General features: G+C 67.7%; 19 protein-coding genes and 1 pseudogene. 14 read left to right on the top strand and 6 right to left on the bottom strand.

The features are described 5' to 3' along the window. Positions 1 to 28 precede the first annotated feature (28 nt). Positions 29 to 2,422 carry a glycogen/starch/alpha-glucan phosphorylase gene (locus K1Y73_RS06540; RefSeq protein ID WP_225027332.1) on the bottom strand — a complete coding sequence of 798 codons (2,394 nt, stop codon included), beginning with the start codon at positions 2,420 to 2,422 and terminating at the stop codon, positions 29 to 31. A gap of 292 nt (positions 2,423 to 2,714) precedes the next feature. Here K1Y73_RS06540 and K1Y73_RS06535 point away from each other — a divergent pair, with 292 nt between their 5' ends. After that, positions 2,715 to 3,149 carry an RrF2 family transcriptional regulator gene (locus tag K1Y73_RS06535; RefSeq protein ID WP_225027331.1) on the top strand — a complete coding sequence of 145 codons (435 nt, stop codon included), beginning with the start codon at positions 2,715 to 2,717 and terminating at the stop codon, positions 3,147 to 3,149. Between the two features lie 37 nt (positions 3,150 to 3,186). Here K1Y73_RS06535 and K1Y73_RS06530 read toward each other — a convergent pair whose 3' ends face one another. After that, the gene (locus tag K1Y73_RS06530; RefSeq protein ID WP_225027328.1) at positions 3,187 to 5,568 is read right to left on the bottom strand and encodes a heavy metal translocating P-type ATPase; all 2,382 of its coding nucleotides are present in this window, start codon (positions 5,566 to 5,568) and stop codon (positions 3,187 to 3,189) included. Positions 5,569 to 5,743: 175 nt separating this feature from the next. Here K1Y73_RS06530 and K1Y73_RS06525 point away from each other — a divergent pair, with 175 nt between their 5' ends. From K1Y73_RS06525 to K1Y73_RS06520, 3 genes are all read left to right on the top strand, one after another. Continuing rightward, positions 5,744 to 5,935 (top strand): heavy-metal-associated domain-containing protein, encoded by a 192-nt coding sequence (locus tag K1Y73_RS06525; RefSeq protein ID WP_263626540.1) that lies wholly within the window; start codon positions 5,744 to 5,746, stop codon positions 5,933 to 5,935. A gap of 154 nt (positions 5,936 to 6,089) precedes the next feature. Continuing rightward, positions 6,090 to 6,224, top strand: coding sequence for a hypothetical protein (locus K1Y73_RS22000; RefSeq protein WP_263626539.1), 135 nt, complete (start codon positions 6,090 to 6,092; stop codon positions 6,222 to 6,224). 100 nt (positions 6,225 to 6,324) lie between these two features. Then, positions 6,325 to 6,663 carry a TfoX/Sxy family protein gene (locus tag K1Y73_RS06520; RefSeq protein ID WP_225027327.1) on the top strand — a complete coding sequence of 113 codons (339 nt, stop codon included), beginning with the start codon at positions 6,325 to 6,327 and terminating at the stop codon, positions 6,661 to 6,663. 80 nt (positions 6,664 to 6,743) lie between these two features. Here the strand turns inward: K1Y73_RS06520 and ndk are convergent, their stop codons facing one another. Further along, a complete protein-coding gene (gene ndk / locus K1Y73_RS06515) occupies positions 6,744 to 7,166 on the bottom strand; it encodes a nucleoside-diphosphate kinase (RefSeq protein WP_225027325.1) in 423 nt (140 codons plus the stop codon). Between the two features lie 195 nt (positions 7,167 to 7,361). Here ndk and K1Y73_RS06510 point away from each other — a divergent pair, with 195 nt between their 5' ends. The 5 genes from K1Y73_RS06510 (at position 7,362) to K1Y73_RS06490 (ending at position 11,831) form a co-directional block, all read left to right on the top strand. Beyond that, positions 7,362 to 9,209, top strand: coding sequence for an ABC-F family ATP-binding cassette domain-containing protein (locus tag K1Y73_RS06510; RefSeq protein ID WP_225027323.1), 1,848 nt, complete (start codon positions 7,362 to 7,364; stop codon positions 9,207 to 9,209). Further along, positions 9,209 to 9,667: a DUF2267 domain-containing protein gene (locus K1Y73_RS06505; RefSeq protein WP_225027321.1), complete on the top strand. Its 459-nt coding sequence runs from the start codon at positions 9,209 to 9,211 to the stop codon at positions 9,665 to 9,667. The genes K1Y73_RS06510 and K1Y73_RS06505 overlap by 1 nt, the downstream gene beginning before the upstream one ends. Positions 9,668 to 9,834: 167 nt before the next feature. Beyond that, positions 9,835 to 10,452 (top strand): nitroreductase family protein, encoded by a 618-nt coding sequence (locus tag K1Y73_RS06500; RefSeq protein ID WP_225027320.1) that lies wholly within the window; start codon positions 9,835 to 9,837, stop codon positions 10,450 to 10,452. A gap of 130 nt (positions 10,453 to 10,582) precedes the next feature. Beyond that, positions 10,583 to 11,203 (top strand): MarC family protein, encoded by a 621-nt coding sequence (locus K1Y73_RS06495; protein WP_225027318.1) that lies wholly within the window; start codon positions 10,583 to 10,585, stop codon positions 11,201 to 11,203. A 55-nt stretch (positions 11,204 to 11,258) separates the two neighbouring features. After that, on the top strand, positions 11,259 to 11,831 hold the full coding sequence (locus tag K1Y73_RS06490) for a retropepsin-like aspartic protease family protein (RefSeq protein WP_225027316.1): 573 nt from the start codon (positions 11,259 to 11,261) through the stop codon (positions 11,829 to 11,831). Between the two features lie 21 nt (positions 11,832 to 11,852). Here K1Y73_RS06490 and K1Y73_RS06485 read toward each other — a convergent pair whose 3' ends face one another. From K1Y73_RS06485 to K1Y73_RS06475, 3 genes are all read right to left on the bottom strand, one after another. After that, the gene (locus tag K1Y73_RS06485; protein WP_225027314.1) at positions 11,853 to 12,605 is read right to left on the bottom strand and encodes an SDR family oxidoreductase; all 753 of its coding nucleotides are present in this window, start codon (positions 12,603 to 12,605) and stop codon (positions 11,853 to 11,855) included. Positions 12,606 to 12,724: 119 nt separating this feature from the next. Next, complete coding sequence (locus K1Y73_RS06480) at positions 12,725 to 13,186, bottom strand: DNA polymerase III subunit chi (protein ID WP_225027313.1); 462 nt, start codon at positions 13,184 to 13,186, stop codon at positions 12,725 to 12,727. A gap of 67 nt (positions 13,187 to 13,253) precedes the next feature. Beyond that, positions 13,254 to 14,726, bottom strand: coding sequence for a leucyl aminopeptidase (locus K1Y73_RS06475; protein WP_225027312.1), 1,473 nt, complete (start codon positions 14,724 to 14,726; stop codon positions 13,254 to 13,256). Positions 14,727 to 14,892: 166 nt separating this feature from the next. Here K1Y73_RS06475 and lptF point away from each other — a divergent pair, with 166 nt between their 5' ends. The 5 genes and pseudogenes from lptF to K1Y73_RS06450 all read left to right on the top strand — a co-directional run. Next, on the top strand, positions 14,893 to 16,032 hold the full coding sequence (gene lptF, locus K1Y73_RS06470) for an LPS export ABC transporter permease LptF (RefSeq protein WP_225027311.1): 1,140 nt from the start codon (positions 14,893 to 14,895) through the stop codon (positions 16,030 to 16,032). Beyond that, entirely contained in the window at positions 16,029 to 17,126 is a 1,098-nt protein-coding gene (gene lptG, locus K1Y73_RS06465; protein ID WP_225027310.1) for an LPS export ABC transporter permease LptG, read from the top strand. Before lptF ends, lptG begins: the two co-directional genes overlap by 4 nt. Next, positions 17,126 to 19,291 carry an LPS-assembly protein LptD gene (locus K1Y73_RS06460; protein ID WP_225027309.1) on the top strand — a complete coding sequence of 722 codons (2,166 nt, stop codon included), beginning with the start codon at positions 17,126 to 17,128 and terminating at the stop codon, positions 19,289 to 19,291. Before lptG ends, K1Y73_RS06460 begins: the two co-directional genes overlap by 1 nt. A 130-nt stretch (positions 19,292 to 19,421) precedes the next feature. Next, complete coding sequence (locus tag K1Y73_RS06455) at positions 19,422 to 20,654, top strand: peptidylprolyl isomerase (protein WP_225027308.1); 1,233 nt, start codon at positions 19,422 to 19,424, stop codon at positions 20,652 to 20,654. Then, positions 20,651 to 20,899, top strand: a pseudogene (locus tag K1Y73_RS06450) (4-hydroxythreonine-4-phosphate dehydrogenase PdxA); the annotation flags it as partial. The gene K1Y73_RS06455 and the pseudogene K1Y73_RS06450, both read left to right, overlap by 4 nt.

The following is a 20,899-nucleotide window of genomic DNA, read 5'->3' as shown; positions in this document are numbered from 1 at the left end:
CCGCATCCCCTCCCAGATCTGGGCCGTGTCAGAGCGCCGGGGTCACATCCCAGACGTCTTTCATATAGCCCCGGATCGTCCGGTCGGACGAGAAGAACCCGCTGCGTGCCGTGTTCATCGCCGCCATCTTCTCCCAGCGCTTCACATCGGCATAGGCCTCGTCCACCCGGCCCTGCGCCGCATGGTAGGCGTCGAAATCCGCCGAGACGAGGAAATAATCATGGTGCCACATGCCATGGACGATGCCGTGATAGCGCCCGGGTTCATCGGGCGAGAAGCGGCCCTCGGCGATCATCTGCAACACGTCCTGCAAGGACTGGCTGGCCTCGATCGCCAGCCGTTCATGTTCGGGAACCTCGCGGCGCTTTTTCACCTCTTCGGCGGTCAGGCCGAACAGGAAGAAATTCTCTTCGCCCACTTCCTGCAGGATTTCCACATTCGCCCCGTCCAGCGTGCCGATGGTCGGCGCGCCGTTCATCATGAACTTCATGTTGCCGGTGCCCGAGGCTTCCTTGCCGGCGGTCGAGATCTGTTCCGACAGATCGGCCGCCGGGATCAGCCGTTCGGCCATCGAGACGTTGTAATTCGGCGCGAAGAGGATCTTCAGATGCTCGGCGGTTTCGGGATCATTGTTCACCACCACCGCCACGTCGTTGATCAGACGGATGATTTCCTTGGCCACCGCATAGCCCGGCGCGGCCTTGCCGCCAAAGATCCGCACCCTTGGCACCGGGTTCCGGATCTTGCCGGTCTTGATCTCGTGCCAATGCGCGATGCATTCCAGAATGTTCAGAAGCTGGCGCTTGTATTCGTGAATGCGCTTGATCTGCACGTCGAACAGCGCATCGGGCGAAACCTGCAGCCCGAAATCCCGCGCGATCCAGTTCGACACCCGCACCTTGTTCAACCGCTTGGCGGCCATGAACCTTTCGGCAAAGCCCGCATCCTCGACATGCGGCACCAGCGCGTTCAGCCGGTCAAGATCGTCTTCCCAGCCCGGCCCGATCGTCTCGGTGATCAGCGCCGAAAGCGGCCGGTTGCACATCTTCAGCCAGCGCCGCGGGGTCACGCCATTGGTTTCATTGATGATCCGGCCCGGATGCAGCGCGTTCAGCTCGGGGAAAAGCGAGCTTTTCACCAAGTCGGAATGCAGCGCCGACACGCCATTGACCTTCTGCGCCATCACGAAGGCCAATTCGCCCATCCGCACCTCGTGATGCTTGACGATGCCCACGTAATGCGGGCGCGAGGGATAGGTGCCCTTGTGCCAGCTGTCGATGCGTTCGACGATCTGCATATGCCGCGGCAGGACATTGCCGAAGGTGAAGGTCGCCCATTTCTCCAGCGCCTCGGGCAGAAGCGTGTGGTTCGTATAGCCAAGGCACGCCCGCGCCGTGGCCAGCGCATCGGCGAAATCCATGCCATGCACATCCGACAAAAGCCGGATCAGCTCCGGCCCGGCAATCGCCGGATGGGTGTCGTTCATCTGGATCGCCACGTATTTCGGCAGCGCCTTCAGGTCGCGATGGGCGGCCAGATAGCGGCGCAGAATGTCCTGCAGCGCGGCCGAGGTCAGCAGAAACTCCTGCTTCAGCCGCAATTCCTTGCCCTGATAGGTGGTGTCATCGGGATACAGAACCCGGCTCAGTGTGCGGGCCAGCGTTTCCGGCTCGGCCGCGGCGGTATAGTCGCCATGGTTGAAGCGGTTCAGGTCGAATTGCGTCGTGGGTTTCGCCGCCCAAAGCCGCAGCGTATTGCCCCATTTGCCCTGCCAGCCGATCACCGGCGTATCATGCGCCTCGGCCAGCACCGTCTCGCCCGGGACCCAGACCTCACGGCCCTCGCGCAGCACCACCTCGCCCTTGAATCCAACCGTATAGGCGCTTTCGGGGCGCGGGAATTCCCAGGCGTGATCCTGGCTCAGCCAGTCTTCCGGCGTCTCGACCTGGCGGCCGCCTTCGAAGCGCTGGCGAAACAGCCCATGCTCATAGCGGATCCCGTAGCCATAGGCCGGGCAGCCCAGCGTCGCCATCGATTCCATGAAGCAGGCCGCCAGCCGCCCCAACCCGCCATTCCCCAGCGCCGCATCCGGCTCGTCCCGGATGATCTCGCGCAGGTCCTGGCCGAAGCTGGCCATGGTTTCCTCGCAGACCTCATACAGGCCCAGATTGACCATGGCGTCTTCCAAAAGCCGCCCGATCAGAAACTCCATCGACAGGTAATATACCCGCTTGCGGTCCTCGTCCCAGGTCCGCCGGGTCGAGGTGAACCAGGGCCCGACGATCCGGTCGCGCACCGCATAGGACAGCGCCATCCGCCAGTCGTACAGGCTGGCATTCGGTGCGTCCTTGCCCAGAGTGAAGGTCAGGTGCCGCAGCACATCGGCTTTCAGCACGTTCGGGGTCAGGCTCTGGTCGGTCACGGAACTTCCTGCCAAAGGATCGTTGTTAACAGAAGCCTACGCCTGTCCGTCTTACGGTCAAGCACAGGCAGGGGTGCCGCGCGATTTACGCCCGGCCTTCGGGCAAATGCTCAATTCATCGGCAGTCATACGGGGATGCTGGCACAAGTCCATGACGATCTTCGTGCGAAAGCGGGTGAAAAGCCGGCAAAACCTGCGCAGATCGCGAAAATTTTGGGACATCTGATCTATATCAAGTCGCGATGCGCGCGCGCGGGCCAGGAAGGATAAACTCAGCCCGAGGGGACAGACCATGCGCATGACGACCCGCACCAGCCTTGCGATGAAGACGCTGATGTTCTGCGCGGTGAATTCCGACCGCATCGTCCGCCGCAGCGAGATTGCCGAAACCTATGCGGCGTCGGAAAACCATCTGGCGCAGGTGATCCATCTTCTGGCGCAGAAGAAGTTCCTGCACACGATCCGCGGTCGCGCCGGCGGGCTGCGGCTGGGCCGTGCGGCCGAGTTGATCACCGTGGGCCAGGTGTTCCGCGCCTTCGAACGTGTCCTGCCCTTTGCCGAATGCTTCGCCGAGGGCGAAAAGACCTGCCCGCTGAACGGTTGCTGCCGGCTGACCTGCCTGCTGACCGAGGCGCTGGACGCCTTCTATGACCGGCTTGACCGCATGACCCTGGCCGAGCTGATCCGTGACAATGTGGAAGCCGAGCGGATCCTGAAAGCCGCCTGAGCCGGTCGCCCGAGCCCGCGACGCGCGCGCCGCGGGTCTACCGCGCCGGGCGCAGCAGGCGCAGCCGCAGCGCATTGGTCAGCACCATCACCGAAGACAGCGCCATCGCGCCCGCAGCCAGCATCGGCGACAGTTGCGGGCCGCCGAAGGGCACCAGCGCGCCCGCCGCGACCGGGATCAGCAGCGTGTTGTAGCCGAAGGCCCAGGTCAGATTCTGGCCGATGTTGCGCAGCACCGCCCGCGACAGGCGCAGCGCGGTGGCCACGGCCAGCGGATCGCCGCGCATCAGCACCACATCGCCCGCCTCGATCGCCACATCCGTGCCGGTGCCCATGGCAATTCCCACCTCGGCCGCCGCCAGCGCCGGGGCATCGTTGATCCCGTCGCCCACGAAGGCACCGCCGTGATCGCGGATCAGCCGCAGCTTTTCCTCGGACATCAGCCCGGCATGCACCTCGTCAATCCCGAGGCCCGCGGCCACCGCCGCCGCCGCGCGCGGATTGTCGCCCGACAGGATCGCCGCCGTCACCCCCATCTCGCGCAGCGCCGCCACCGCCCGCGCCGCACTGGGGCGCGGCCGGTCGGCCACGGTGATCAGCCCCTGCACCGCCCCGTCGCGGGCCACGAACAGCACGCTTTCGCCCTTGGCCGAGGCCGCATCGGCCTGTTCCACCAGATCGGCCGGCAGGCTGTCGAACATCCGCGCCGCCCCCAGTTCGATCCGCGCGCCATTGACCAGGGCGCTGGCGCCCAGACCGGGCCGGGCGATGAAATCGCTGGAGGCGGGCGCCCCGGGCCAGGCCGCGCGCACCGCCGTCGCCAAAGGATGCTCGCTGTCCCGTTCCACCGCCGCCGCCATCGGCCCCACCCAATCGGGGCCAAAACAGCCCGTCACCGCCGGGTGACCCTCGGTCAGCGTGCCGGTCTTGTCGAAACCGATCCGCTTGATCCCGGCCAGCCGCTGCAAGGCCTCACCCCGGCGGAACAGCACCCCCAATTCGGCGGCGCGGCCGGTGCCGACCAGGATCGAGACCGGCGTCGCCAGCCCCATCGCGCAGGGACAGGCGATGATCAGCACCGACACGCCGGCCACCAGCGCCCGCGCGACATCGCCGGTCGCGATCAGCCAGGCCAGCACCGACAGGCCCGCCACCGCCATCACCACAGGCACGAACCACAGCGTCACCCGGTCGACCAGCGCCTGAACCGGCAGTTTCGAGCCCTGCGCCTCGGCCACCAAAGCGGTGATCCGCGCCAGAACCGTGGCCCCGCCCACTGCCGTCACCTCGACCACCAGCGCCCCCGTGCCATTGACCGTGCCGCCGGTGACCGCGTCGCCCTCGGCCTTCTGCACCGGCAGGGGCTCTCCGGTCAGCATGGATTCATCGACGGCCGAGCCGCCCGCCACCACGCGGCCATCGGCCGGCACCCGCTCGCCCGGGCGCAGCAGGATGCGCATGCCGGGCATCAGGCTGGCGATGGGCAGTTCGGTGCCGCCCTCAAGCCGGGCGGATCGGGGCTGCAGCCCGGCCAGCCGGGCGATGGCCGCCCCCGCCTGGCCGCGCGCTCGCGCCTCCATCGCGCGGCCCAGCAGGATCAGCGCCACGATCACCGCCGCGGCTTCGAAATAGACCGCGCGCGCGGCTTCGGGGATCAGGCCCGGCGCGAACAGGACCAGCGTGGAAAAGGCCCAGGCCGCGAATGTGCCAAGCGCCACCAGCGAATTCATGTCGGGCGCCAGCCGGCGCAGCGCCGGCAGGCCCTTGGCAAAGAAGACCCGCCCCGGCCCGGCCAGCGCCAGCGTGGCCAGCACGAATTCGGCCAGCCAAAGCGGGCGCTGCCCGATCAGCCCATGCAGGAAGTGGTGGAAGGCCGGAACCGCGTGCCCGCCCATCTCGACCACAAAGACCGGCGCGGCCAGAAGGCTGGCCAGCCCCGCCTTGCGCCACAGCGCGCGCTCCTCGGCCGCCGGGTCGGCAGGCCTGGCCTCGGCCAGCGGTGTGGCGGCAAAGCCCGCGCGGGTGACGGCGGCGGCCAGCCGTGCCGGGTCGACCGGCTCCCACAGCGTCACCTGGGCGCGGCGCAGCGCCAGATTGGCGGTGGCACTGGCCACGGCGGGATCGGCGCGCAGCACCCGCTCGACCCGCCCGGTGCAGGAGGCGCAGGTCATCCCCTCGACCGACAGATCCACCACCTCGGGATGCAGCGGATAGCCCGCGCGCGCCAGGGCCTCGGCCATCTGCGCCCGGCTCGCGGGCGCGGCAAAGCGCACCACCGCCTCGCCCGTGCCGAAATTCGCGCTGGCCTCGGCCACGCCCGGCAGCGCCTTCAGCGTCCGCTCCACCCGGCCGACACAAGAGGCACAGCTCATGCCCTCGATCTTCAGGCGCGCGGTTTCGGGGCGGGTCGGGGCATCCATCGGCGTCTCGCATCCAGCTTGGGGCCCGGTCCGGGGCCGCGGTCCGGTATCGGCGCGCCCGGCCCAAGGGTCAAGCGGACGGCCTGCCGCAGCCTGGCGGCGCCGCTGCCCCTTGCGCTGGCCCCCGGGCCGGCGCCATATCGGTTTCTGTCCCCGTTGGGGAAAGGAGACCCAGATGATCACCCTCTCAGTTCCCGACATGAGCTGCGGCCATTGCAAGGCCAGCGTCGAGGCCGCCCTAGCGCCGCATGCCTCGAAGATCGAGGTCGACCTGCCGGCGCGCAAGGTGCATGTCGACGGCCCCGATCTGGACCGCATGCTGGAAGCGCTGGCCGACATCGGCTTTCCGGCCAGCAAAGACGCCTGAGAGCGCCGCAAGATTGCGCTAAACTGTTGCGAATGCCGCACATGTGAAGACCTGTGCCTTGGTCTTGCCATGTCCCTGGCTTGTCCCTGCCATGCAAAGGGGTCAAATGACCGGACAGGCAAACGACGCCACAGGCGCAGTCACGGAGTTCATCATGGCCAAGGCCATTCCCTCGCAGCAGCAACAGGGCGGCACGCAGACCCCCGCGCAACAGCCCAGCCAATCGGGCACCGCCACGCCCCAGCAACAGGGCAGCGGCACGATCTTCCGGGACTGGGCCTCGATCTAAGCCGCCCTCCCCGCCGATCTGGCCCCGTTCCGAACCGGGGCGGGCTTGACGGCACCAGGACCTGCCCGCAGGGTGACTGAACCCTTGACCGCGCGGCACCATGTCCACTCCGATTTCCACAATTCCAAATCTCGGCCCCGCCAGCGAGGCCGCCTTTCTGAAGGCCGGGATCGCCTCGGCCGAGGATCTGCGGGCGCTTGGGGCCGATGACGCCTATCGCAGGCTGCTGCGCGCCGGCACGGCGCCGCATTTCATCGGCTATTACGTTCTGGTGATGGGGCTGCAGGGCCGGCCCTGGAACGATTGCAAGGGCGACGAGAAGGTGGCGCTGCGCGCCCGCTTCGATGCGATCAAGGCCGAACATGCCGGATCACAGGAAAAGGGCCGCTCCGATCTGGAGGCGGCCCTTTCGTTCTTTGGCGTGGTGGAACGGCGCTAGCCGCCATTTTCTTCGAAGAAAATGGCCCGGTTCCTTCGAAGGAACCGGACCGGAGTTTTCGAAAACTCCGGTCGCGTCGTTCAGCCGACCAGTTCGAGACCCGAGAAGAAGAAGGCGATCTCGCGCGCGGCCGAGGCTTCGCTGTCCGAGCCGTGCACCGAATTCTCGCCCTTCGACAGCGCGAATTCCTTGCGGATCGTGCCATCGGCGGCTTGCGCCGGATCGGTCGCGCCCATCACTTCGCGGTTCTTCGCGATGGCGCCTTCGCCTTCCAGAACCTGCACCACGACCGGCTCCGACGCCATGAATGCGCACAGTTCGCCATAGAAGCCGCGCTCTTTATGCTCGGCATAGAACTCGCCAGCCTGGGCCGGGGTCAGGTGGATGCGCTTCGAAGCGACGACGCGCAGGCCGGCCTCTTCGAATTTGGCAACGATCTTGCCGGTCAGATTGCGCTTGGTCGCATCGGGCTTGATGATCGACAGGGTGCGTTCGGTGGCCATGAGCCTCTCCATTTGCGTTCGGGGCCCCGGCAGGGGCCATGTCTCCTGGCGCGGCTGCTAGCATGGCGCAGGCGCGTTGAAAAGGTGCGCGCGCGGCATGCCGCCCCGGCGGGCGGGGCGTCTTTTTGGCCGCGCCCGGGCCCATCGGCGTTACACTCGATTGACCTTCGCGCGGCGCTGCGGCATGCCCCGCCCATGCTGCGCATCGAAGACATCACCTATTCCGTCGAAGGCCGCCCCCTGATGGAGGGCGCCTCGGCCACCATTCCGACCGGCCACAAGGTCGGCATTGTCGGCCGCAATGGCACCGGCAAGACCACGCTCTTCCGGCTGATCCGGGGCGAATTGGCGCTGGAGGGCGGGTCGATCACCATTCCCGCCCGCGCCCGCATCGGCGGGGTGGCGCAGGAAGTGCCCTCGTCGGAGGTGTCGCTGATCGACACGGTGCTGGCAGCCGACAAGGAGCGCGCGGCCCTGATGGCCGAGGCGGAAACCGCGACCGATGCCCATCGCATCGCCGAGGTTCAGGCGCGGCTGGCCGATATCGACGCCTGGTCGGGCGAGGCGCGCGCCGCCTCGATCCTGCGCGGCCTGGGCTTTCCGCCGGAAAAGCAGCTGATGCCCTGCTCGGCCTTTTCGGGCGGCTGGCGGATGCGGGTCGCGCTGGCGGGCGTGCTGTTTGCGCAGCCCGATTACCTGCTGCTGGACGAACCGACCAACTATCTGGATCTGGAAGGGGCGCTGTGGCTGGAAAGCTATCTGGCGAAATACCCGCATACGGTCCTGATCATCAGCCATGACCGCGGGTTGCTGAACCGCGCCGTCAATGCGATCCTGCATCTCGAAGACCGCAAGCTGACGCTCTATTCCGGCCCCTATGACACCTTCGCCGAAACCCGCGCCGCGCGGCTGGCGGTGGCCGAGGCCGAGAACCGCCGGACCGAGGCGCGGCGGGCGCATCTGCAAAGCTTCGTCGACCGCTTCCGCGCCAAGGCCTCGAAAGCCCGGCAGGCGCAGTCGCGCATCAAGATGATCGAGAAGCTTTCCTTCGCGACCACCCCGCAGGAAGCGGCGCTGGCGAAGTTTTCCTTCCCCGAACCCGAGGAACTGTCGCCGCCGATCCTGACGCTGGACGGGGTGTCGGTGGGCTATGGCGGCCCGCCGGTGCTGCGCCGGCTGTCGCTGCGCGTCGATCAGGATGACCGGATCGCGCTTCTGGGCCGCAATGGCGAGGGCAAGTCGACGCTGTCGAAGCTGCTCGCCGGCAAGCTGGCGCCCGAAGCGGGCAAGCTGCACCGCGCGGGCAAGCTGCGGATCGGCTATTTCGCCCAGCATCAGGTGGACGAGCTGTATATCGACGAAACACCCCTGCAGCATGTCCGCCGCCTGCGCCCGGATGAGACGCCCGCGCGGCTGCGGGCGCGGCTGGCGGGGTTCGGGCTTTTGGCCGATCAGGCGGAAACGCTGGTGGGCAAGCTGTCGGGCGGCCAGAAGGCGCGGCTGTCGCTTCTTCTGGCCACGATCGACGCGCCGCATCTGCTGATCCTGGACGAACCCACCAACCACCTGGACATCGAATCCCGCGAGGCGCTGGTCGAAGCCTTGATGGATTATTCCGGCGCGGTGATCCTGGTCAGCCATGACATGCATCTTCTGTCACTGGTCGCCGACCGGCTGTGGCTGGTCAAGGGCGGCGAGGTCACGCCCTTCGCCGAGGATCTGGAAACCTATCGCAAACTGCTGCTGACCTCGGAAGACGAGGCCAAGCCCGCGCCCAAGCCGGTGGAAAAGCCGAAGAAGGCCAGCCGCGACGAGGTGCTGGCGCTGCGGGCCGAAGTGCGGCGCTGCGAGGAACGGCTGGGCAAGCTGAACGAGATGCGCGACAGGCTGGCGAAGAAGCTGGCGGATCCCGAACTGTACGAGGACGCGCGCAAGGGCGAGCTGGAGACCTGGAACCGCAAATATGCCGAGCTGATGGAAGGCCTGGACCGGGCCGAGGCGCTGTGGCTGGCCGCGCAGGAAGCGCTGGAGGCCGCCGGCTGATGCCGATGCCCTGGACCTACCGGCAGGCCACCCGCGAATGGCAGGCCTTCCTGGCAATCGCCCGCGAAGAGATGGGGCTTGCGACCGACAATCTTGCCTATACGGCGGTCGAGGGCGTTCTAAAGGCCTTTCGTCGCCGGCTGACACCGCAACAGGCCATCGATTTCGCGCAGATCCTGCCCTCGGTCTTGCGGGCGCTGTTCATTGCCGACTGGCGGCTGGACGAAGGCCCCCTGCCGCCCGGCACCCGGGCGGATTGGACGCAAGAGGCCCTGGCGCTTCGTCCGCATCACAACCTGACGCCGCCGAATTGCGTGGCGGCAACGGCGCTCGCCCTGCGCAAATCGGTGCTGCGCGGCGATCTTGATCGCGTTCTGGCGCAGCTGCCCGCTTTCGCCGAAGAATTCTGGGCGGTTCCAGGCGTCGATCCGGCCAGCCTAGGCCCGTCGATCGTCTGACGAAACGAAACGCTTCGGCAGGCCCGTGGCCCGAGTCGCTGCGCGCCGGGTCTGTCAATCAGCCAAATTCAACGGGTTCTCTGCGCCTGCGCACAGAGATGCGGGTTGAAGCGCAAGGGGGCAAAGCGCAGGTCTGGGGCAGAATTCTGCAACCGCGAAGGCCTGTCATGTCCAACCCCGCTTTGAACACCCTGAAGAACCGCCGCACGGTCTATGCCCTGACCAAGACCCTGCCCCAGCCGCAAGCCCAGGTCGAGGCGCTGATCAAAGAGGCGGTGCGCCTGTCGCCCTCGTCCTTCAACTCGCAATCCTCGCGCGCGGTGATCCTGTTCGGCGAAACCTCGGACAAGTTCTGGTCGATCGTCACCGATTGCCTGCGCGCCATCGTGCCGGCCGATGCCTTCGGCCCGACCGAAGAGAAGATGAAGGCCTTTGCCGCCGGCGCGGGCACGGTGCTGTTCTATGAAGACCAGGCGACCGTGAAGGGCCTGCAAGAGCAGTTCCCGCTTTATGCCGCCGCCTTCCCGGGCTTTTCGGAACATTCCTCGGGCATGGCGCAGGTCGCGGTCTGGAATGCGCTCAGCGATGCCGATATCGGCGCCAGCCTGCAGCATTACAACCCGGTGATCGACGCCGCGGTGGCCGAGGCCTTCGACATTCCGGCAACCTGGCTTCTGCGCGCGCAGATGCCCTTCGGCGGCAAGGCCGGCGCGCCGGGCGAGAAGGCCTTCATCCCCGACGAGGGCCGCTTCCTGACCTATGGCCTGCCGGTCGCGGCCGAGTGATCGGCTGAAATGATCGCCGCCGCGTGGCTTCGGCCGGCGCGGCGGCCCTGCATGGCCGGTCGTCTGACTTGGGCATTGCCTTAAGGGCCAAAGCCCCGCACCATCCGCCCGCACGCAACCGGGGGCCGGCATGGTCGAGACCGCCTTCCTGATCACCGCCTTTGCCACGCTGTTCGTGGTGATCGACCCGCCGGGTCTGGTGCCGCTGTTCATCGCCCTGACCCGCGGCATGGACCCTGACCGCCGCCGCGCCATGGCGCGCCGCGCCTGTCTGATCGCCGCCGTGCTGCTGACGCTGTTTGGCCTGTTCGGCGAGGCGATCCTGGGCTTCATCGGCATTTCCATGCCGGCCTTCCGCATCGCCGGCGGGCTTTTGCTGTTCCTGACCGCGCTGGACATGCTGTTCGAACGCCGCAGCCAGCGGCGCGAGGGCCAGACCGGCGATCCCGATCACGACCCTTCGGTCTTCCCGCTGGCGACGCCGCTGATCGCCGGGCCCGGTGCCATCGCCTCGATGATCCTTCTGGTCGGGCAGGCCGGCGGCGATTGGGGCGGCGCCGCGGCGGTGATCGCCTTGATGCTGTTGATGATGCTGGTGACCTGGGCCTTCCTGATGGCCGCGCCGCTTCTGGAACGGCTGCTTGGGCGCACCGGGGTGATCGTGATCACCCGGCTTCTGGGCATGCTTCTGGCCGCGCTGTCGGTGCAATTCGTGATCGACGGGGTGCGGCAGACCGGCCTGATCGGCTGAGCCCCCCTTTCCCCGCCCCGCCCCACCGCCCATATAGGGGGAAACGGAGGCGGGCGTGGACGGCGATTACGGGCGGCTTTTCTATCTGGTGCTGCTGTTGATGGCCGTGGGCGGCTGGGTCGTGGTGGAATATCGCCAGCGGCTGGGCCAGGCGCTGCGCGTGGGCCTGGCCTGGGGGCTGATCTTCCTGGGCGTCGTTGCCGGCTACGGCATGTGGGGCGATATCCGCCACCGCATCACCCCCAGCCAAAGCCTGACCGGCCAGAACGAGATCACCCTGCCCCGCGCCGCCGACGGGCATTTCTATGCCGAACTGGTGATCGACGGCACCGAGGTGTTCTTCCTGGTCGATACCGGGGCCACCAATCTGGTCCTGTCGCAGGCCGATGCCGGGCGGATCGGCATCGACACGTCGGGGCTGATCTATCTGGGCAGTGCGGCCACCGCCAATGGCATCGTCCGCACCGCCCGCGTCACGCTGGACAGTCTGGCCCTGGGCCCGTTCGAGGACCGCGACTTTCCCGCCTATGTGAACGACGGCCAGATGGACAGCTCGCTTCTGGGCATGGATTACCTGCGCCGCTTCCGCATCGAGATCGACGGCGACCGGATGGTGCTGCGCAGGTAGGCCCCGGGGCGCGCGCGCGGCTCAGCCCTTGAAGATCGTGTTGCCGCCATCGGCCGCGATGGCGGCGCCGGTCACGAAGGACGCCTCGTCCGACAGAAGGAACAGCGCCACGCGGGCGATTTCCTCGGGCTCGGCCATCCGCTTCAGCGCATGGATCCCCGCCACCCAGGCGTGAAAGCCTGGATCGTCGCCCGCCATTTCGGTCCGCGTGCCGCCGGGCAGCAGGGCGTTGACCCGCAGCCCCTGCGCCCCATGTTCGGCCGCCAGCACCTGCACCAGACCGATCAACCCGGATTTCGCCGCCGCATAGGCCGCCATGCCCGGCAGGCCGATGCCATGGCCCACGAAGGACGAGGTGAACAGCAGGGATCCGCCACCCGCGGCCAGCAGAAGCGGGATCTGATGCTTGGCCGCCAGAAAGCCCGCGGTCAGGTTCACCTCCAGCACGCGCTGCCAATCGGCCAGCGCCAGCCCCGTCACCGGCCCCGCCGGCCCGGTCATGCCGGCATTGTTGAAGGCGCCGTCCAGCCCGCCGAATTCCCGCAGGGCCAGATCGGCCAGATAAGCCTGATGCGCCTCGTCCTCGACCGCGCCGGCCAGCGTCAGCGCCCTGCCGCCCGCCGCCGCAATCTCGGCCGCCAGCGCCTGCAGCCGGTCCGCGCGCCGCGCGGTCAGGATCAGCCGCGCCCCTTCGGTCGCACACAGCCTAGCCGCGGCGGCGCCGATGCCGCTGCTGGCGCCGGTGATCAGAATTCGCTTGTCTTTCAGTCGCATGGAAGGTCTCCAGAAGGTTGCCCCTTCTGGGTAGACGGGCACAGCCGCTGCAAGCGACCCGGTTCCTGCGCCTTCCGCCGCCCGACGCGGCCTCAGGTCCCGGCCTCAGACCCCAAGCCTCAGGCCTTGGCCGCGCTTTCGGCTTTCAACTGCCAGCGGCCGCTTTCCTCGGAATGATATTGCGCGGTCAGCCCGGCGGCGGTCACCGCCTTCCACTGCGCCCGCGCCGCCTGCAATTGCGCCGGATCCTCGCCTTCGAACAGCAGCCAGATCCGCTCCATCCGCCGCGCCTCGTCGGGATCGACCGCCAGCCCGCCCAGCAACAGCACCGCCTGCGCCCCGTTCACCGGCGCGCCCAGGCCCAGCAGCAAGGGCTGGGCCTCGGCCTGCGGCGCATCCTCGCGGCCATGCGGCAGGAACCCGTCTTCGGGATGCAGCCACAGCCAGTCGTCCAGCCGCGCCAGCTGTTCGGGCCGCGCGGCGCGCAGCATCACCCGCCAGCCCTGTTTCAGGGCCCGCCCCGCCTGCAAGAGAACGGTCTCTTCCACCGTCGAGCGGGTGAGCTGCATGAAGACGACCATGCCCATCGCCTAGCGGCGCCCCGAAAGGCCGCCCGAAGGACCAGGCCTGGACATGGACGCGCGCATCTTAACCCGCCTCGACCAGATCGCGGATCAGCCGGTTCAGCGCCATGACGCCCCAGCCCGTGGCGCCTTTCGGCGCAAGCATGCTGTCGGTCTTCAGAAGCGCCGTGCCGGCGATATCCAGATGAATCCACGGCACGTCGGGCTTGACGAAGCGCGCCAGGAACTGCGCCGCGGTGACCGAGCCGCCATCGCGCCCGCAGGAATTGACCATATCGGCCACACGGCTTTTCAGCTTGGCATCATAGGCATCGCCCATCGGCATGCGCCAGGCGCCCTCGCCCTCGGCCGCGGCGGCCTTGAGGAAGGCGTTGCACAGCCGGTCGTCATTCGAGAAGACGCCGGTATTCTCATGCCCCAGCGCCACGATGATCGCGCCGGTCAGCGTGGCCAGATCGACCATGCCGGTGGGCTTGAAGCGTTCCTGCGCGTACCAAAGCACATCGGCCAGAACCAGCCGCCCCTCGGCATCGGTATTAATCACCTCGATCGTGTCGCCCTTCATGCTGCGCACCACGTCGCCCGGGCGTTGCGCGCGCCCGTCGGGCATGTTCTCGACCAGCCCGACCAGACCCACGACATTGGCCTTGGCCTTGCGCAGCGCCAGCGCGCGCATCACCCCCGCCACAACGCCCGCGCCGCCCATATCCATGGTCATGTCTTCCATGCCCGCGGCCGGCTTGATCGAGATGCCGCCGGTATCGAAACACACGCCCTTGCCGACCAGCGCGAAGGGCGCCTCGCCCTTCTTGCCGCCATGCCATTGCATGACCACGACCTTTGACGGGCTTTCCGAGCCTTGCCCCACGCCCAGAAGCGCGCGCATGCCCAGCTTTTCCAGATCCTCTTCCTCAAGGATCTCGACATCCAGGCCCAGTTCCTGCATCGCCGCCAGCCGGGCCGCGAAATCATAGGTGGTCAGCACATTCGCGGGCTCGTTCACCAGATCGCGGGTGAAGAACACGCCTTCGGCCACCGCGGCCATCGGCGCGGCCTCGGCCGCTACCGCTTCGGGATTGGCCACCATCACCGCGACCGAGCCAGGCAGCTTCGGCTCGGCGCTTTTGTGGACGGCGAAATCATAGACCCGCAGCGCCAGGCCGAAGGCGATTTCCGCCGCCCGCGCATGGCTTTCGGCCAGTACCACCAGCGGCTCGGCGCCATGCGCCTTGCCGATCGCGGCGCCCGCCTTGCGGGCCTGGGCGATGTCGCAACGCTTGGCCAGGCGGACGATCTGCAGCGCCGAGGCGGCCAGACCGGCCGGGAAGGCCAGATCCAGCGACTCGCCCGGCTTCAGCGCCGCGAAAGCGGCCGAGCCCACGGCCCGCGCCAGCGCCCCGCGCGTCGCCCTGTCCAGCCGGCGGCCGGCCGGCGACAGCGGGCTGTCCGGCTCGGCAAACAGCGCGATGCGGCCGGGCTGCGCGGCCAAAGCGTCAAGCGCCGTGGCCTGGAACTGGATCTGAACGGGATGCGACATGGCTTCGGCCTTCGGATTGGGGATCGGGGACGGCCCGGGCGCGACCGCCCTGCCGGAACGGGCGCCACGCTAGCGCCGCCCCGCCGGCTTGGCCAGATATGAGTTTTCGCCCCCAAGGAAATCCGCTAGGGTCCGCCGCAACATCTTGTAGGGGACCGGGCCTGGCGTGCCGAGATTCGACCGATATCTTCTGTCGCAACTGCTCGGGCTGTTCGGCTTCTTCTCGCTGGTGCTGGTGGCTGTCTACTGGGTCAACCGGGCGGTGGGCCTGTTTGACCAGCTGATCGGCGACGGGCAGTCGGCGGTCGTCTTCCTGGAATTCTCGCTTCTGTCGCTGCCCAATGTCATCCGGCTGGTGCTGCCGGTCTCGGCCTTCGCGGCCTGTGTCTATGCGGTGAACCGGCTGATGCAGGAATCGGAACTGGTGGTGATGCAGGCCACCGGCTTTTCCGCCTTCCGCCTGGCGCGGCCGGTGCTGTATTTCGGGCTGATCGTCGTCGCCATGCAGCTGGTGCTGCTGAACCATCTGGTGCCGCTCAGCCAGGCGCGGCTGGCCGATCGCAGCGCCGAGGTGTCGGAGAACGTCACCGGCCGCTTCCTGAACGAGGGGCGTTTCATGCATCCGGCCAAGGGCGTGACCCTGTATATCCGCGAGATCTCGCCCTTGGGAGAGTTGAACGACCTGTTCCTGTCCGACGAACGCAACCCGGCCGAGCGGGTGGTTTATACCGCCCGCAAGGCGCTGATCGTGCGCGGCGACACCGCGCCGCGGCTGGTGATGCTGGACGGGGCGGCCCAAAGTCTAAGCCGCGATGACAGCCGCCGCATCGCGCTGACGCGGTTTTCGACCTTCGCGATGGATCTGTCGGGCATCGTCGCCCCCTCGGAAGGCCGGGCGCGGCGGATGCGCGAATTGACCACGCTGGATCTGATCCAGGCCGATCCGGCGCAGATCGAGGCCGCGGGCGAAACGCCCGAACGCTTCCGCGCCGAGATCCACAGCCGGATCGCCGGCGCCTTCCTGGGGCTGGCCGCGCCCCTTCTGGGCTTTGCCGCGCTGATGCTGGGGGGCTATTCGCGCTTTGGCCTGTGGCGGCAGATCGCGGTGGCGATCGTGCTGCTGATCGGGCTGCAACTGGTGAACACCGCCGCGACCGGGGCGCTTTTGCGCGAAGACGGGCTTTGGCCGCTGACCTATGCCGCGCCGCTGCTGGGCTGCGTGCTGTCGGTGCTGCTTCTGTGGCTGGCGCAGCGCCCGCGCCGGCTGCGCCCTGCCCCCGCAGCGGTGGCGGAGGCTGCGGCATGACCCTGTCCTTCTACATCGCGCGCCGCTTTCTCTGGACGGTGTTCCAGGTCTTCCTGGTGTTCTTCGGCGTCTTGATGCTGGTCGACATGATCGAGCAGCTGCGCCAGTTTTCCGGCCAGGGCGCGGGGATCATGGATTCCTTCCGCCTGTCGCTGGTCAACGTGCCCGAGACCCTGTACCGCATCCTGCCGCTGATCGTGATCATGGGCTCGATCGCGGTCTTCCTGGGCCTGGCACGGTCGTCGGAACTGGTGGTGGTGCGGGCGGCCGGTCGGTCGGGGCTGCGCTTTCTGGTCACGCCGGTACTGGCCACGCTGGCGATCGGGCTTCTGGCGGTTGCGGTGCTGAACCCGCTGGTTGCGGCGACGACCAAGGCCTATGACGATCTGAAGGCGCGCTATCAGGGCCCCGACGGATCGGTGCTGTCCGTGTCGGATTCCGGGCTGTGGCTGCGCCAGGGCGGCGAATATGGCCAGACCGTGATCCAGGCCAGCCGCGCCAATCCCGATGGGACCGAGCTGTTCGGCGTGTCCTTCCTGACCTTCGGCACCGATGGCACGCCCGCGACGCGGGTCGAGGCCAGCTCGGCCCGGCTGACCGCGGGGGCCTGGCTGATTGACGATGGAAAGATGTGGGATCTGACCGCGCCCAATCCGGAACTGAGCGCCGCCACCTGGCCCGACGGCACCCGCCTGCCCTCGGACCTGACGCCCGAGCGGATCCGCGACAGTTTCGGCACGCCCGCTTCGGTGCCGATCTGGAAATTGCCCTCGTATATCGACGAGCTGGAAACCGCCGGCTTCTCGGCGCGCAGCTATGAGCTGTGGTTCCAGATGGAACTGGCGCAGCCGCTGTTCCTGACCGCGATGGTTCTGGTTGCAGCCGGCTTCACGATGCGGCATGTCCGCTTCGGCCGGATCGGCCAGATGGTGCTTTACGCAATGCTTTCGGGCTTCGCCTTGTTCTTCCTGCGGAATTTCGCCCAGGCCCTGGGCGAGAACGGGCAGATCCCGGTCCTTCTGGCCGCCTGGACGCCGCCGGTCGCGGCAATCATGCTGGCGCTTGGCCTGTTGTTGCATCTTGAGGACGGCTGATGACTGCGCTGTGCCGCCTTGCCCTTCTTCTGACCCTGGCCCTGACGCTGGCCCTGCCGGCGCGCGCCCAGGCCCAGGCCCAGGATCGCGCCACGCTGGTCTCGGACCGGCTGGAAATCACCGGCGACAACCAGCTTGTGGCCAGCGGCGCGGTCGAGATCTTCTATCAGGGCAACCGGCTGCGCGCGGCGCGGCTGGTCTATGACAAGGCCAGCGACCGGCTGCAGATCGAGGGACCGATCATCCTGACCGATGCAGGCGGCAATACGACGCTGTTTGCCAGCGCCGCCGACTTGTCGGCCGACATGACGGAAGGCATCCTGACCTCGGCCCGGCTGGTGCTGAACCAGCAGCTGCAGATCGCAGCGAACCGCGCGATGCGGATCGGCGGGCGCTATACCGAGCTGGATCAGGTCGTCGCCTCGTCCTGCAAGATCTGCGAAAACAGCCCCGTGCCGCTGTGGGAAATCCGCGCCGCGCGGGTGGTGCATGACCAGGAGGCGCGGCAGCTGTATTTCGATCAGGCCCAGTTCCGCGTGGCCGGCCTGCCGATCTTCTACATCCCGCGGCTGCGCATGCCCGACCCGACGCTGGACCGCACCACCGGCTTCCTGATGCCGGTCGTGCGCACCACCTCGGATCTGGGCTTCGGGCTGAAACTGCCCTATTTCGTGGCGCTTGGCGAAGACAAGGACCTGACGGTCACCCCCTATCTGACCGCGCGCCACAGCCGCACCCTGGAGTTGCGCTATCGCCAGGCCTTCCGCACCGGAAAGATCGAGGTCACCGGCGCGCTGACCCGCGACCGGCTGCTGCCCGGCGAAGATCGCGGCTTCATCTTCGCCAATGGCGAATTCGACCTGCCCGACGATTTCAAGCTGACCTTCCGGCTGCAGGCCGCCTCGGACAATGCCTATCTGCTGGATTACGGCTATTCCGATACCGATATGCTCGACAGCCGGGTCGAGATCTCGCGCACCCGCCGCAACGGGTTCTTCTCGGCGCGGGTGGTGTCGTTCCAGTCGCTGCGCGATGACGAAGACAACAACACCCTGCCTTCGCTGATCACCGATGTGACCTTCCACCGCCGCTTCTCACTGTGGACGCTGGGCGGCGAAGGCGGGTTCCGGCTGCAGACCCATTCGCATCTGCGCACCTCGAACAACCCGCTGGACGGGCCCGATCCCGACGACATCGCCGATGGCCGCGATGTCAGCCGGATCTCGGCGCGGATCGACTGGCGGCGCAGCTTCATTCTGGCGGGCGGGATCGAGGCCACGATCCTGGGCGAGGCTTCGGCCGATGCCTATACGATCGGCCAGGACGGGATCTATGGCGGCGACCATGCCCGCAGCCATGCCGCGGCGGGGGTGGAACTGCGCTGGCCCTGGGTGAAACACGTCGCCGAAACCGGCGCGACCCATGTGATCGAGCCGGTGGTGCAGCTGATCTGGGCCGGCCAGAACGGCGCGCGGATCCCGAACGAGGATTCCGCCCTGGTGGAATTCGACGAGGGCAATATCTGGTCGCTTGACCGCTTCCCCGGCGCCGATGCGGTGGAAGAGGGCAAGCGCGCCAATATCGGTGTCAGCTGGACCCGCTACGATCCGGCGGGATGGAGCCTGGGCATGACCGTGGGCCGGGTGGTGCGCGACCGCGATCGCGACCAGTTCGGCGTGGCCTCGGGGCTGAACACCGGGCAATCCGACTGGCTGGCGGCGCTGACCGTCGACTGGCAGAACGGCTTTGCCGCCACCGGCCGGGTGATCCTGGACGACGACTTCGCGCTGACCAAGGGCGAATTGCGCCTGGCGCTGAACCGCGAGAAAGTGGCGCTGTCGACCTCGGCAATCTGGGCGGTGGCCGATCCGCAGGAAAACCGGCCCGATCCGACGCGCGAATTCGCCTTCGATGCGCGCTGGCAGGCGACGCCGGCGCTGATGGCGAAAATGTCGGGGCGCTACGACTTTCAGACCGACCGCGGCACCCTGGCCGGAATGGGCGTGGAATATCGCAACGATTGCGTGTTGGTCGATTTTTCGGTCTCGCGTCGCTTCACGTCCTCGACTAGTGTGACCCCGACCACCAGTTTCGGCCTTTCGGTCGATCTGATCGGCTTCGGCAGCGGCAAGACGGCAGGCCCGTCGCGGCGCTGCTACAATTAGGAACCCGCGCCCCGGCCAACCGGGCAGACCCGGGGAAAAGACCGGAAACAGGCGGATACCGGAAACAAACGGACACCGGAAGCGAATGACAGGCGGCAGGACTTCGATGACACGGCAGGCGAAACCTAGGATGCGCAGGGCTGCGACGCTGGGCCTCGCTTCGGCACTGGCGCTGGCCCCCTTGCCCGGGGCCTTTGCCCCCTTGGCGTTGGCCCCGACCCCGGCCCTGGCGCAAGACATGTTCGCGCCGCGCATGTATGTGGGCGACCGGGTGATCACCCGCTACGAGGTTGAACAGCGCATCCTGTTCCTCAAGCTGCTGCGTGCGCCGGGCAACCCCGAAGAGCAGGCGCTGAAGGGCCTGATCGAGGACAAGCTGCGCCTGACCGAGGCGAAGCGGCTGAAGATCACCCTGTCCGAGAAAGAGCTGACCGAGGGGATGAACGAATTCGCCGCGCGCGCGAACCTGACCGCCGATCAGCTGATCGTCGAATTGCAGAAGATCGGCATCGCCGCCGAAACCTTCCGCGATTTCGTCTCGGCCGGGCTTTTGTGGCGCAAGGCGGTGCGGCAGCGCTATGTCGGCCAGGTGCCGGTGCCCGAGGCCGATATCGACAAGGCGCTTGCCGCGGCGGCGCGGCCCAAGGCGCTGAAGGTTCTGGTCTCGGAACTGGTGATCCCGGCCGAGCCCGGGCAGGAAGACGCGGTCTTCGCCCAGGCGCAGGATCTGGCGCGCAGCATCCATTCCGAAGCGGCCTTCGCCGAAGCCGCGCGGCAATATTCCGCCTCGCCCACCGCGCCGAATGGCGGCCGGCTGGACTGGCTGCCGCTGTCGAACCTGCCCGGCCAGATTGCCGGCCAGATCCTGGCCCTGGGGCCGGGCGACGTGTCGGCCCCGGTTGCAGTGCCCGGCGCGGTCGTGCTGTTCCTGCTGCGCTCGGTCGCGCCGGACGAAACCGCAGAGCCGATCAAGGTGAATGTGACCTGGGCCGAGTTGCTGGTGCCGGCCGACGATCCGGCGCGGCTGGCTTCGGTGAAGGCGGCGGTCGACCAGTGCAATGACCTGTATGGCCAGGCCAAGGGTCTGCCCGCCGATTACATGACCATGACCACCGCCACCATGGGCGAAGTGCCGAAGGATGTCGGGCTGGAACTGGCCAAGCTGGATCCGGGCGAGATCTCGACCGCGCTGAGCCGCGGCAGCTTCAAGCGGCTGATCATGCTGTGCAAGCGCGAGCCGGTGCTGGAAACGCCGCCCTCGCGCAGCAATATCCGCGAGCAGCTGCTGAACCAGAAGCTGGAATCGCTGGCCAATGGCTATCTTGAGGAATTGCGCGCCGCCGCGATCATTCGCGAACCGTGACCCGGCCAGGTCCGACGGCGCCGATCGCCCTGACCGCGGGCGATCCCTCCGGCATCGGCCCTGAACTGGCGGTCAAGGCGCGCGCGGCGCTGGGGGCGGACCTGCCCTTCTTCTGGATCGGCGATCCGCGCCATCTGCCCGCCGGCAGTGCGGTGACGGAAATCGCGGATCCGGCCCAGGCCCTGGCCGTGCCGGCCGACCGGCTGCCGGTGCTGGTGCAGGCCTTTGCCGCCCCCGCCCCGCCC

Origin of the sequence: Xinfangfangia pollutisoli (genome assembly GCF_020179405.1) — a bacterium.
Classification (GTDB): domain Bacteria; phylum Pseudomonadota; class Alphaproteobacteria; order Rhodobacterales; family Rhodobacteraceae; genus Pseudogemmobacter; species Pseudogemmobacter pollutisoli.
The sequence above is the reverse complement of the archived record's forward strand: the minus strand, read 5'-3'. Positions and strand labels throughout refer to the sequence as shown.